The organism is Granulosicoccus sp. 3-233 (assembly GCF_052681095.1).
Window position 1 is genome coordinate 38,340 of record NZ_JBQYLE010000011.1, and the last position, 12,490, is coordinate 50,829.

The following is a 12,490-nucleotide window of genomic DNA, read 5'->3' on the forward strand; positions in this document are numbered from 1 at the left end:
TGTGCTGCGAGGCGGGCTTCCCGGATGGTACTTCATCTCACATTCATCAAATCGATAACGTAGGTCGCCGTGCTCAGACACCGAAAACTGTTGTTCGCCCTAGCGGCACTGATACCGGTCCTGGCTATTTACGTCTGGGTGCGGATTCTGCCCATCGGCGAGATTCTGCGCTTGAGTCTCCATAAATGGGACATCATCTCGAAGAACAAGCCCTTCATTGGTCTGGAGAATTTCCGAGAGCTTCTCGAGGACGATCTGTTCCAGACGGCCTTGCTCAATACTGCCATCATCGCATTCGGCGTTCTGCTGATCACCATTCCGTTGTCACTGGGCTTGGCCGCACTTATCTACCACCGCACGCGATCGCGATTCGCCGGTTTCTATGAAACCGCCATCTTCATCCCACATGTCGTCTCGCTTGTACCAGCCGCGATGGCCTGGAAATGGATATTCGACGCCAAGCTCGGCCCACTGAACGCGCTGTTGATGAAGTTCGGAATGGAACCTCAGGCCTGGCTGTTCGATCCGGTGTTATCCATCCTTTGCATTATTGTTCTGTGCTCATGGCAGGCGCTGGGTTATGCGGTGCTGATCTACATCGTCGGTTTCAAGAATCTGCCGCATTCGCTCTATGAAGCCGCTCGACTGGATGGCGCCTCTTCATTTCAGGCCTTTCGCTTCCTGTCTATCCCGCTGCTGAAACCGATAACCTTGTATGTGTCTGTCGTCACCCTGGTATCTGGGTTCAACGTCTATGCACAGGCATTTGTGCTGGCATCCGATTCTCAAGGTGCTCCGGGGCGTCAGGTACGCGTGCTCGTCATGGACATGCTGGAAAACAGCTTTCGCAATTACCGAATAGGATATGCCGCCTCGGAAGCAGTGGTCCTGCTGGTAATCGTCCTGATACTGACGCTGATCCAGTTTTCCCTGCTGCGCGAGAAGGGAGGCAGATCACGATGACTCGAACTCGCCTGACCAATCTACTGATCGATGTCGTTCTGCTGGGATTCTGCATCCTGATGATCACACCTCTGGCGCTGTTGGTATCCAATGCCTTCAAATCGCCTCAGGAGTTGTTGAGCTGGCCTCCCCGGCTCATCCCCGCCAACCCGACAACCGACAATCTGGCTGCCGTGATCGCCGATACACCCTTGATGAGCTGGGTGCTGAACAGCCTGATGTTTGCAGTAGCCTCTACAATCGCCATCCTCATCACGTCGTCGATCGCTGGCTACATACTCGGCAAATTCCGCTTTCGTATCTTGTCGGTCATTTTTGCCATCATCCTGGCGACGGCAATCATCCCATTCGAGGTGTACATGATTCCCCTGTACTTTCAAGTGCAGGAACTGGGCTTGCTCGATACGGTGCCAGGCTTGCTGGTAGGCTATCTGGTCATGAGCTTTGGTATCTTCCTGATCCGGCAGAGCGTCATTCATGCCATTCCCGACGAACTACTGGAAGCTGCGAGAATCGACGGTGCCGGTGAAATCTGGATATTCTTCGTCATCGTTCTGCCTCTACTGCGTGGTGCTCTCGGGGCACTCGCCGTTCTCGCCTTTTTCCAGGCCTGGACTTCATTCGCATGGCCGCTGATTGTGGCAACCTCCCGAGAGTCCTACACGATAGAGGTGGGACTTGCGCTGTTTCAGACAGGATATACCGTTGACCTTGGCAAACTCAGTGCAGCCGCAACAGTTGTATTGATACCATCAGTGACGATCTTCGTGATGCTTCGCAAGAATTTCGTGGAAGGTATAGCGGCTACCGGACTCAAGGAATGATGAGTGATATCGCCTTCATGACGCAGGCAGACAGCCGATACCTTGATGCCAACCAACGATCGATCGAATGGGTACTGTCCCGTAGTCATGACGAGCCGTGGATCAACACTAAATTCAATCCGATCGAACTACGCGACTACAGCATCGAGGACGCTTTGCGAGGGCCCGGTTTTGTGTATGGCTGGATACAGGGCCGTGCACTGGAATCTCTGATACAACACGCCAGAAGTCTCGCGGTCGACGATCCTTTACTGTCAAGCTCCTTGCTCGCTCGTTGCCGTGTGCTGTACAAGGCGCTGGATGACTTGCACAGTGAGCACGATCACGCCTGCTTCTGCTATGACCGGAACATGACACCAGTCGTTACCGGATCACAGTTCACCGGTCAAGCGCAACGACGCTCACCGCGCATCCGTACCTATTCCGATCTGTTCGTGGTCAAAGGTCTGATAGCAGCCAGCGCTCTATTGGCGCCAGAGTGTCTGGAGCGACATCTGTCATCACTGGAGATAATCATACAGGCCATCGACAATGATCACTTTCTGATGGACGAGTCCGGACATATCGATCACGAAGCACTTCAGCGGCAGGAGAAGGACTTCGGTCCTCGCATGATCGCCTTGGGAGCTGCCAGCCTTTTGCACAGTCTCGACCTTCCTCATCGGGACCACTTCTCCAAAAGATTCGTTCAGGATGTTCTCGAGCAGCATGCACACGCCAACTCAGGTCTTATCAGCAATGCCCCAGGCGGTGCGGTACTCAATGCCGGGCATGCCATCGAACTGATCGGTTTTCATCTCGAAACCTGGGGCAATGCCCTGCCGGACAGGGTCATCGCAACCCTCTCGAGACTGTTGGCTGGAACATTCAACAGCGCTTTTGACGGCAGCGGATTGCGCCTTACCATTGATCTGGCTACACGGAAAAGCTGTAGCAACCTCAGTCCCTGGTGGTCGCTTCCGGAAACCATACGAGCTGCATCCCTCGCTTTCGAATTGACGCAGGACCCGCAGTTCCTGCAGATATGGCAGGCAGCAGACAAGGCCTTCTTCGAGAATTTCTGGCTTGGCTCCCCACCGCTGGCTGTACAAATGATGCGCGATGGGCATGCCGTGGATATCGTACCGGCCACCCCCGACCTCGATCCCGGTTATCACACTGGCTTGAGTCTGCTGGCCGCCAGAGGCGTCTGTCAGCGACGACTCCTCACCTCCACCACCCACTGAACAGCCGGATATTTGCATGGCAACGGTACAGATAGACAACGTACACAAGAGTTACGGCAAAGTTAAATCGCTGCATGGCGTTTCCATGGGTGTGCCCGACGGTGCATTTGTCGTCCTTGTCGGACCATCGGGCTGTGGCAAATCCACTCTGCTGAGAATGATTGCAGGCCTTGAGGAAATTACGGCAGGCACCATCAGTATCAATGACAAGGTCATCAATGAGGTGGAGCCAAAGCATCGGGATATCGCCATGGTTTTCCAGAATTATGCTCTGTACCCGCACATGACCATTCGTGAAAACATGAGCTTTTCTTTGCGCCTGGCCAAGCGCAGCAAGGATGAAATGGAGGTAGCGGTCAAGAATGCCGCCGCCATTCTAGGACTGGGCGACTACCTTGACCGATACCCGCGGCAACTTTCTGGCGGACAACGCCAACGAGTGGCAATGGGACGAGCCATTGTCAGAGACCCAAGCGTCTTTCTGTTCGACGAGCCGTTGTCCAATCTGGATGCGAAATTGCGTGTACAGATGCGTGCCGAGCTCAAATCATTGCATCGCCGTCTGAAGACGACAACCATTTACGTGACACACGACCAGGTAGAAGCGATGACCATGGCTGATCAGATCGTCGTGATGCGAGATGGTCTTGTCGAGCAGGCGGGGGCGCCACTGGAACTGTTCGACAAGCCCGTCAATCGGTTTGTTGCCAGCTTCATCGGCTCTCCGGCCATGAACTTTCTCGATGGCGCCATCGAACAAAGGGAATCCACATTTCACTTCCGCTCACACTCCGGCCTGTCTCTGCCTGTTGACCAATCCGTTGCCAGAGACCATGCCGGCAAGGCAATCGTCTATGGCGTGAGACCTGAGCATCTGTCACTGTCTGATACTCCCGGCGCATTTCAGTGCACGGTACAGGTAGTCGAACCCACCGGCTCCGAAACCTTGATCATCTGTGGCTCGGGTGAAGAGAAACTGGAAGCCTTGCTGCGCGAACGAGTCATGGTTGAGGTGGACAGCTCCGTGTCATTACAGGTGTCCGACGGTCAGAGTCATCTGTTTGATGCCGATACTGGCATGCGCCTTTAGTCTCCTGCAGTCTCCTGAGCCTCACGCTCACCCAACTGGCGACGCATCTCCTGATGTACGGCCTCGGTGATCGGATAATCATGCAGGCTGGCAATGGCGGCCAGCTTGAACAGGATACAGGGCGCACCATAGACGATGGCCAGCCACAGCACGGGGCCCTCGGCGTTGGCCTCTCTGGCACTGAACCCGGCAAGTTCCAGCAACGGAAACGCGATACCGATGGCCAGTGCATAGGACAGCTTGGATGCCGTACCCCACAAGGCAAAGAACAGCCCGGGTCGGCGATAGCCATTCTCCAGTGCATCCCATTCGATGACATCGGCATTGATGGCGCTGGGCAGTGACAGATCGGCGCCGGTAGTGAAACCGGTGGCCACCACGATCAGGTAGAACCAGGCGACGCTGGTGGCCCCCAGGAACGGTGTCCAGACGAAGAACAGGCAGGCCAGGATCATCGCGATAGACCAGGTGCGGTGCTTGCCCAGACGTTTCGAGACTGCCAGCCAGAAGGGCACAGCGACGGCTGCGGCCACGAAATACACAAACAGAAAGATACCTGCCTGCGCAGGCACCGCCAGCACGTGCGTGACATACAGCAGAAACAGGGTGGCAGGGATGGCGTTGGCAACCGCGTTGAGCAGAAAACTCAGCAATAATTGCCGAAAGGGGTTCGGTCGCAGCATCAGTTGCCAGGCAGCCTGCAGCGATTGTCCCGGCAGCCGGGTCTGCGCCACATCCGGCACTCGCCAGGCGGCCCACGCGGTCGTTGCCAGCAACGTGATCAGGACCAGCCAGGTAATGGCTCGCAATGCTCCGGCCAGGTTCTGCGAATTCTCGCTGCTGAACAAGGCAACAATCAGCAAGGCCGCCAGCGTACCGCTCAGGCCGAAAGCCACTCGTGAGCCGGCGATGACGCTGCGCTGATTGTAATCGTCCGACAACTCTGCCGCCCAGGCACTGCCTGGCACGATGGACAGTGTGCCCGCCACGTAGATGGCAACCGTCCAGCCCAGCAGATACGTGCCCGATGCATCACCAGGCGGCATGAACAGAAACCAGACTGATATTGCAACCATGGGTGCTGCAGCCACCACGAAAACCTTGCGTCGGCCATATCGACTGCTACTACGATCGGACCAGTAACCGACCAGTGGATCGGTGACAGTATCTGCCAATCGGGCCAGCAACAGCAGACCGCCAATGGCGCCAAGACTCAGTGATGTGGACTCGGCATAGAAGGTGGGTATGATGACCTGCAACGCAATGAAGGCCGCAGCCAGCGGAAAAGCCAGACTGGCATAAGCGGCCAGCAGGCTCGCAGGCAGTCGAGATGATGTCGGTAGAGACGACAATTGCCGCTCTAGTCCATCACGTATCTGTTCCGCTACCCGCTACGGTGCCGGCTCGAGTCGTGCCGTCCCCATGCGAACGGGAAAGCGCCAGGTGTCATCCTGCCCCGAATCATTGTGCCAGGCCCATTTTGCATCCCTGTCACCACCGTCAACGTCATTGTTAAGCTGGATATCCAGCCCGAAGGGTTCATCCACCGGTATGTTCGCTGCCTGCAGATCCAGTTTCACTTCATAGACCTGCTGCTGCTCAGGTGCATTGCACAGACATACCGCAAACTCGAACATCGAGACATCAACCGGAATGGAACGATCGCCCGAATCCAGCCGGGTATCAGCACGTCCAGTGGCATTGGCTGCGCCCTGGGATGTCAGCAGAGGAATGATGGCATGGTAATCATCCACGCCATCGTAACTGGCGCCCTTGCTGTTGTTGCCGTCCCAGAAGATATCGATGGCATCATCCTCGTAGGCCAGATCGGAATCGCCGAAGGGCGTCTGCTCGCCGAATTTTTCCCCGAACACCATCAGGTACAGAAACTCGCCGTCGTGCATTGCACCCCAGCGATAGCGGCGATCCTCCCCCGGCTGCACCACCCCTTTGTCGATCAGCACCTGATTGATGAACAGGTCGTTGTCCGCCTCATCCACAAACTGGGCATTGTTCCAGATGGAATCGTAGCTGCCATCGATTCTCGGTGCTCTGGGGTGGTAGGCAATCACTACTTCGGGTGGTATCTGGTCGGCATCGTTGGGGCCGGTCCCTTCCAGGCGTTCGCGCAGATTGCCGAAGCCATCGCCATCCAGGTCAAGCTCCGGCCTGGGGTCTTCCTCGGTGGACTCGATCACGTACTCGCTGATGTCAACATCAACTGCCCGGTTGGAATTGATGCCGCTGATATCGACACTGTAATTGGCCAACAGCAGTTCACCACCCAGTTCGGCCGGCAGATCCTCGACGCCAGTCTCTACCCAATCGACCGTCAGTGTCACATCACTGCCCTGTGGCACCTGGACCTCGCCTCGCCAGCTGGTATCGCCAGCCGGGGAAGCAAGCTGCACGACCGGGTATTCGACATCACCGACATCGACACGGACACGAGCCTCCACGCGGGTGTCATCGATCTTCCTGCTCTGCAGGAAACCGGGTCGGTACAACTCGAGTCCGGCCGGCTCGTTGACCTGCAGCTGCCCACCAGAGGAAGCCGAGTCGCAAGCCGTCAGCAGGCTCAGAGGCAACAACAGGCAGGCACAGCGGCCCATGCCGACGGTTCGTCGTTGTGTGCCTGCCGCGGTGCGTAGCTCATGATGGCTTGCGCGCGCTTGTGCGTCTGTCGTCATTGTCTGCTGGCGTGTCGGTCGGCCCATGTGGATGGCCTCTAGAATGGCTGATCAATGGTAAGCGACAATCGGCAGCCATCGTCGCTGCAGCCGCCGCCTCCCGATCCCCCGGACGAACTGGCCGCACTGGCAATCAGACCCAGTATGAGTACTCCCCCCACGATATACACGACCCTGGAGATGCCTGCCCCCTCCCGGGCTGCCGCGTCAGCGCTGGCATCGGCCTGAGCCTGAATCACGGGTTCTTCGGCCGGAGGTAGCACTATATTTCGCACCAACGGACTGAATGTGTAACCTCTTACTGTTCGGTTGCCGCTGGTATCACGTGCCTGAATATAGTATTCGATGGCCCGCGTGCCGTTCGGATCTGTCGGAATCTGCGCAATGTAGGTAGACGAGTAGGACACCTGCATCATCACATACCGTGAGAAACTGGTTTCACCGGCGTAGCGATAATAGAAGATCACACTGTCCAGATCCTGATCATCCACCACCGTTGCCACGAAGGTCTGCCGAATGTCCGCTTCAGCCTCGGCCACGACATCATGCTCGATCAGCGGTGGTTCGAGATCCACCGAGGCGTCCGTATTGGCCACCGAGCGTCCATAGGCTCCCCGTTCATACTGTGCCAGCAGCAGGCCTGACGTTGCGGAGCTCCCGGACAATGCAGGTACCGGCGCATCGGCCAGCGCCACCCGACCGGAAGGCATCACCTGACTCACAGCGAACAAGGCAATGAACAATGTTTTCAGGCACCTAAGCATGTTTTCTCTGTGTTCGCCCGTGACCGTTCCCAATTGGACCAGATTCCATCAACGCAAGCCAGCGAAAGGTCGACTTGTTAACCTTTATAGACTAGCTTACCGACAACTTCACCGGACAACCAATCGTGAACAAGTACAAACGCTACATTCCCATCGCCGCCATCATACTACTGGCACTGGGTGTCAATCTGGACCAGTTCGGCATTGATCTGCACGCCCTGTCACGCGGTGGCAGTGCACCTGCTACCACCAGCGTTCCCGTTGACAGCAGCAGCAACCGTTCCGGCTCGCATCAAGGCGAGGCTCTGAGTGAACCGGACTATCCGAAGTGGACCGACACCGAGCCCAATGTCAACCAGTGGCACATCTTCGCCGGAGAGATCAACCGCAGCGGCAAACCCGTCGGCTTCCACGCCCGCCCCGGTGGCCAGGACCCCTCAGGAGCCAGAGTCAAATCCATTCGCGATCGCCCCAACAGCGCCGGCGTCTACACCGCCAACATCGAGATTCGTGACGGTCAGCAATGGAAGGGGAAATTTTCCAGCTTCTTTCCCGACTCACTGACACGCGATGAAGTATTGCAGGCTGTTCTCAATGCCTACCGGAACAGTGATGATCCGCGAGCACAGCCCTTCGAAGGTCCATCCGGGCTCGGGTTTGCGGTGCAGGGCTACACGTCCAGTCGCGGTGGCATCAATACCGCCTTCCCCATCTACGTCCGGGACTGAGCAATCCGGGATTGATGAACCATCAACACGTCACGCTGAGCAACGGTTGACCCCATGAACAGAGCGCTGTCGGCACTACCCCGCCTGATCCTGCTGTTCACTCTGCTGGCAACACAGCTGTTGCCTGCAGTGCGTGCGCAGCAGCCGGAAACAGCTGCCTCGGAGACCTCGACAGCCCCTGCCGAGGAGGGCAGCGTGCAGAACCCGGCAGCGACTCTGGAGAGGTTGGCGTATGTGCAGAGCGTGCTCAGTCAGAAAATCGATGAGCGCAGCAGTCTGGGGGAGGCCATCCAGACTGCCAACGAGCAGGATCAGGAAGATCTGCGAGCCCAGGCAGAGGAGCTGAGTGAAGATATTCAGCAATTGCGGGACACCCTGGAGACCATTGCCATCGGCGGCGTCGACAACAGTCTGTTTGCACCCGCGACGGAAGAACCCGACAGCAACTGGCGTGAAGACATTGCCCTGATTGCACAGCCAGTCATCGACAGCCTCAAGGACCTGACCGAAAAGCCCCGCAAGATCAAGGAACTCAACGACAGGATTGCGCTGCGTCAGCAAGAACAGGCAGCCGCCACACAGGCTCTGGATAATCTCGCCCCTCTGGCAGATCGAGCGCAGGAGGGAGCGCTGGCGGACTCACTGGACCGACTGGTCAAGCTGTGGCAAGGCAGGCTCGACGATGCCCGCAGTGACATCGAGATCGCGCGCTTCCAGATCGCCGACCTGCAAGGCGACAAGTCTCTGGTTCAGACTCTTGCAGAATCACTGCAGGATTTCCTGACCGGTCGAGGCCTGACCCTTCTGTTGGCCATCCTCGCAGCGTCCATCGTGTACTTCGGCGTGCGCTTCCTGATGCGCGGTTACCGCTCCGCACTGGTCGACAAGGCCACGCCGGAGAGCCGTACCCGTTATCGGCTTGCTGCCTACAGCGTGCAGGCGCTGACCTTCATACTCATACTGATTGCCGTTTTCGTCGTATTCTACCAGCGAGGCGACGTGCTGCTGCTGGGACTGCTCATACTTCTGATCGTGGGCCTGGCCCTGGGCATCCGCAATCTTCTGCCACGCTACCTCTCCGAAGCCCGTTTGCTGCTGAATATCGGCCCCATGCGCGAATCGGAACGCATCATGTATCGTGGACTGCCGTGGCGCGTCGAATCCATCAACATGTACACCGTGTTGCGCAATCCGGAATTGCACGGTGTCCTGCGAATTCCGCTGGCCGAGTTTCACGACACGACATCCCGCCCATCCGGCAAGGATCCCTGGTTTCCGAGCTCGCGCGGCGATACCGTACTGCTGGAAGACCACAGCCCGATGGAAGTGATCGACCAGAATCCCGATACGGTAGTGCTCAAGCACCGCGGCGGCCAGCTGGTGAGCATGCCTGCCGTGGACTTCTATCGCGCAACCATGACCAATCTGTCGCGCGGCGATACCTTCGGTGTCACCAGCAGCTTCGGCGTTGACTACCGGCACCAGGACATCAGTCTGACTCAGGTGCCCAAACTGCTACGCGATGCCGTCAGAGAACAACTCTCGCAGACCGACCTGGCCAGCTTCATCAAGGATGTAAGAGTCGAACTGAAACTGGCCAACGATTCCTCCCTGGACTACTGGATCTTCGTCACCTGTGACAGCCGTGCCGCGAAGTCCTATCGCAAGATCGAGCGGACCATTCAGAGTGCCTGCGTCGATGCCTGTACCCGAGCCAAGCTGATCATTCCGTTTCCGCACCTGTCCGTATTGCACCAGCCAGGCTGAACAAGCCTCGCCGAGGCATCAACCCACAACCGGAGTTCACCGTCGGTCAGGCTGCGCTCCGTCCCCGCCCTGCAGGCACCAATTACCACGTGCCCCGCCAGTCCATGCGCAAGACTGGCGCTCATCCGGGTATACGCAAGCTGCCTTTCTCCTCTATTTTCCGATCGCGGGCTGTCTTGCGGCCATCGCTCGCTATAATCGACGGTACCTTGTCAAACATCATGCAATGCAATCATGGGCCGACGTAGCGACCACAGCCGCGAGCAATTGCAGGAAATGATCATCGAGGCGGCTCTGAACCTCGTCAGGCAGAGAGGCGTCGAGAAGGTCACAGCGAGACAGATAGCCACTGCCGTGGGCTATACGCCGGGCATGCTGTATTCGGTATTCATCAACCTGCAGGATATCTTTCTGCACGTCAACCAGATCGGATTGCGCGCGCTGCATGAGCGTTGTGCCGCTGCGCAGCAGAGCAGCAGCAACCCGGCTGACGCCATCCGCTCCATGGGTCAGGCCTATCTGCAGTTTGCCCGCGAGCACACGCATCAGTTCGATCTGATGTTCACCCGCAGTATCCAGCACCCGGACAAGCCACCACCGGGTCTCGGTGACCAGATCCGCACCATGTTCGAGCTGCTCAGCCAGCAGCTGCATCAGTTGCGACCAAACGCCCCCGAGAATGAAGTCCGCCAGGGTGCGCTGGCATTGTGGTCGGGCGTGCATGGTACAGCCGCATTGAGGCTGTCATCGCAATTTCACCTCGAGTCAACGGACGCCGACAGTCAGATCGTCGATCTGCTCATCGACAGTTTCATTCGCCACTGGCAATCCCGCCGCTGAACCGTGACCGCAAGGAGTGACGCCCATGATGCCTGACGACCTCTGGTTCGATCCGTCACTCTGTTTCATCGGCAATGACTGGGTGAAGCCTGCCGATGCGCAATACCTGGCACTGTCGGATCCATCCACCGGTCTGCCGATCTGCGAAATAGCACGCGGTGGCCAATCCGACGTCGACCAGGCCGTCGCCGCAGCTGAAGCCGCTCTGCAGGGAGACTGGGGACGCATGAGCGCGCCGGAACGAGGCCGTATACTGGCACGTATCGGGCAGCGAGTGCTGGAGAACAGCGAAACTCTGGCGCGACTTGAATCGCTTGACGTAGGCAAGCCACTGAGCCAGGCCAGAGCCGATGCCCTGGCCCTTGCGCGCTACATGGAATTCTACGGAGGTGCCGCGGACAAGATCCATGGCAGCACCATTCCCTATCTGGACGGCTACACCGTGTACACCCTGCGTGAACCGCATGGCGTTACCGGCCACATCATTCCCTGGAACTATCCCATGCAGATCATCGGCCGCTCGGTGGGCGCGGCCCTGGCCATGGGAAACGCTGCCGTGCTCAAACCCGCCGAGGAAGCCTGCCTGACGGCACTTGCCTTTGCCGACATGGCGCGGGAAGCCGGCCTGCCTGCCGGTGCGCTGAATGTGATCCCCGGGCTCGGCACGGAGGCCGGTGCCGCCCTCGGAGAGCATGCAGGTGTCCAGCACCTGTCCTTTACCGGTTCTCTTGCCACCGGCAGGCTTGTCCAGGCCAGTGCCGCGCGTCATGTCGTACCCGTGACGCTGGAGCTGGGTGGCAAATCGGCACAACTGGTGTTTGCCGATGCCGATCTGGATGCAGCCCTCCCCTTCCTGGTCAATGCCGGTATCCAGAATGCCGGCCAGACCTGCTCGGCCTCATCGCGCATTCTGGTGCAACGTGACATCCATGATGAACTGCTGGAGCGAATGGCCCGGCAGTATCGACAACTGCAGGTCGGACCGGCCATGCAGGACCTGTCTCTGGGACCACTGATATCAGCCCGACAACACGATATGGTCAGCGCCTGCCTGGACCAGGGGCAAGACCTGGAAGTTGCTGCCCGCGGGCGTATCGTCGACGAGGCACCGGCAGGCGGCTTCTATCTTGCCCCGGTACTACTCGCCGGTGCTGCGCCCGAGCATGTGCTGGCCCAGGAGGAAATCTTCGGACCGGTTCAGCTGATCCTGCCATTCGACGATGAAGATCACGCTGTCGCCATTGCCAATGGTACGCCCTATGGCCTGGTGGCCTCTGTCTGGAGTCGGGATGGCGCACGACAGATGCGTCTGGCCAGACGGCTGCGAGCCGGGCAGGTATTCATCAACAACTATGGCGCCGGAGGCGGTGTCGAGCTGCCCTTCGGCGGTACGGGCCTGTCGGGACATGGCCGCGAGAAGGGGTTTGAAGCACTGTACGGATTCTCGACCCTGAAAACCGTGGCTTCACGCCACGACTAGCGTGGTATGACGCATGCAGGGGATGAATGATTACTGCAACTCGCAGCATGACCGTCGAACTGGCAGCCAGACTGGCGTCTGCCAGGAAGTGGATGGCGGATGCTGTATCCAGGGTCGT

The 12,490-nt window shown here is 58.2% G+C and carries 11 protein-coding genes; 8 read left to right on the plus strand and 3 right to left on the minus strand.

Going from position 1 to position 12,490, the window contains the following annotated elements:
• Positions 1 to 90 precede the first annotated feature (90 nt).
• From ACUNV4_RS23655 to ACUNV4_RS23670, 4 genes are read left to right on the plus strand one after another with little or no spacing between them, the layout of a single operon-like run.
• Complete coding sequence (locus ACUNV4_RS23655) at positions 91 to 963, plus strand: carbohydrate ABC transporter permease (RefSeq protein ID WP_430881108.1); 873 nt, start codon at positions 91 to 93, stop codon at positions 961 to 963.
• Positions 960 to 1,787 (plus strand): carbohydrate ABC transporter permease, encoded by an 828-nt coding sequence (locus ACUNV4_RS23660; protein WP_430881109.1) that lies wholly within the window; start codon positions 960 to 962, stop codon positions 1,785 to 1,787. The genes ACUNV4_RS23655 and ACUNV4_RS23660 overlap by 4 nt, the downstream gene beginning before the upstream one ends.
• Positions 1,787 to 3,013, plus strand: a complete 1,227-nt coding sequence (locus tag ACUNV4_RS23665; RefSeq protein ID WP_430881110.1) for a hypothetical protein — start codon at positions 1,787 to 1,789, stop codon at positions 3,011 to 3,013. The genes ACUNV4_RS23660 and ACUNV4_RS23665 overlap by 1 nt, the downstream gene beginning before the upstream one ends.
• Before the next feature lie 16 nt (positions 3,014 to 3,029).
• A complete protein-coding gene (locus tag ACUNV4_RS23670; protein ID WP_430881111.1) occupies positions 3,030 to 4,103 on the plus strand; it encodes an ABC transporter ATP-binding protein in 1,074 nt (357 codons plus the stop codon).
• Here the strand turns inward: ACUNV4_RS23670 and ACUNV4_RS23675 are convergent.
• From ACUNV4_RS23675 to ACUNV4_RS23685, 3 genes are read right to left on the minus strand one after another with little or no spacing between them, the layout of a single operon-like run.
• Entirely contained in the window at positions 4,100 to 5,455 is a 1,356-nt protein-coding gene (locus tag ACUNV4_RS23675) for an MFS transporter (RefSeq protein WP_430881112.1), read from the minus strand. The two genes, ACUNV4_RS23670 and ACUNV4_RS23675, sit on opposite strands and share 4 nt — an antisense overlap.
• Before the next feature lie 39 nt (positions 5,456 to 5,494).
• Positions 5,495 to 6,793 (minus strand): sugar-binding protein, encoded by a 1,299-nt coding sequence (locus ACUNV4_RS23680; protein WP_430881113.1) that lies wholly within the window; start codon positions 6,791 to 6,793, stop codon positions 5,495 to 5,497.
• 38 nt (positions 6,794 to 6,831) lie between these two features.
• Complete coding sequence (locus ACUNV4_RS23685; RefSeq protein ID WP_430881114.1) at positions 6,832 to 7,503, minus strand: hypothetical protein; 672 nt, start codon at positions 7,501 to 7,503, stop codon at positions 6,832 to 6,834.
• A gap of 179 nt (positions 7,504 to 7,682) precedes the next feature.
• On the opposite strand from ACUNV4_RS23685, the gene ACUNV4_RS23690 reads away from it, so the two are divergent.
• The 4 genes from ACUNV4_RS23690 (at position 7,683) to ACUNV4_RS23705 (ending at position 12,372) form a co-directional block, all read left to right on the plus strand.
• Positions 7,683 to 8,285, plus strand: a complete 603-nt coding sequence (locus ACUNV4_RS23690) for an EndoU domain-containing protein (RefSeq protein ID WP_430881115.1) — start codon at positions 7,683 to 7,685, stop codon at positions 8,283 to 8,285.
• A 54-nt stretch (positions 8,286 to 8,339) separates the two neighbouring features.
• Positions 8,340 to 10,052 carry a hypothetical protein gene (locus ACUNV4_RS23695; RefSeq protein ID WP_430881116.1) on the plus strand — a complete coding sequence of 571 codons (1,713 nt, stop codon included), beginning with the start codon at positions 8,340 to 8,342 and terminating at the stop codon, positions 10,050 to 10,052.
• Positions 10,053 to 10,286: 234 nt separating this feature from the next.
• Positions 10,287 to 10,892 carry a TetR/AcrR family transcriptional regulator gene (locus ACUNV4_RS23700; RefSeq protein ID WP_430881117.1) on the plus strand — a complete coding sequence of 202 codons (606 nt, stop codon included), beginning with the start codon at positions 10,287 to 10,289 and terminating at the stop codon, positions 10,890 to 10,892.
• Positions 10,893 to 10,917: 25 nt separating this feature from the next.
• A complete protein-coding gene (locus ACUNV4_RS23705; RefSeq protein WP_430881118.1) occupies positions 10,918 to 12,372 on the plus strand; it encodes an aldehyde dehydrogenase family protein in 1,455 nt (484 codons plus the stop codon).
• Positions 12,373 to 12,490 lie beyond the last annotated feature (118 nt).

What these genes read in the sequence shown, in the direction of transcription:
- ACUNV4_RS23660 (WP_430881109.1), top strand. Translation starts at nt 960, where the DNA reads ATGACTCGAACTCGCCTGACCAATCTACTGATCGATGTCGTTCTGCTG.
- ACUNV4_RS23665 (WP_430881110.1), top strand. Translation starts at nt 1,787, where the DNA reads ATGAGTGATATCGCCTTCATGACGCAGGCAGACAGCCGATACCTTGAT.
- ACUNV4_RS23670 (WP_430881111.1), top strand. Translation starts at nt 3,030, where the DNA reads ATGGCAACGGTACAGATAGACAACGTACACAAGAGTTACGGCAAAGTT.
- ACUNV4_RS23680 (WP_430881113.1), bottom strand. Translation starts at nt 6,793, where the DNA reads ATGACGACAGACGCACAAGCGCGCGCAAGCCATCATGAGCTACGCACC.
- ACUNV4_RS23685 (WP_430881114.1), bottom strand. Translation starts at nt 7,503, where the DNA reads ATGCCTTCCGGTCGGGTGGCGCTGGCCGATGCGCCGGTACCTGCATTG.
- ACUNV4_RS23695 (WP_430881116.1), top strand. Translation starts at nt 8,340, where the DNA reads ATGAACAGAGCGCTGTCGGCACTACCCCGCCTGATCCTGCTGTTCACT.
- ACUNV4_RS23700 (WP_430881117.1), top strand. Translation starts at nt 10,287, where the DNA reads ATGGGCCGACGTAGCGACCACAGCCGCGAGCAATTGCAGGAAATGATC.
- ACUNV4_RS23705 (WP_430881118.1), top strand. Translation starts at nt 10,918, where the DNA reads ATGATGCCTGACGACCTCTGGTTCGATCCGTCACTCTGTTTCATCGGC.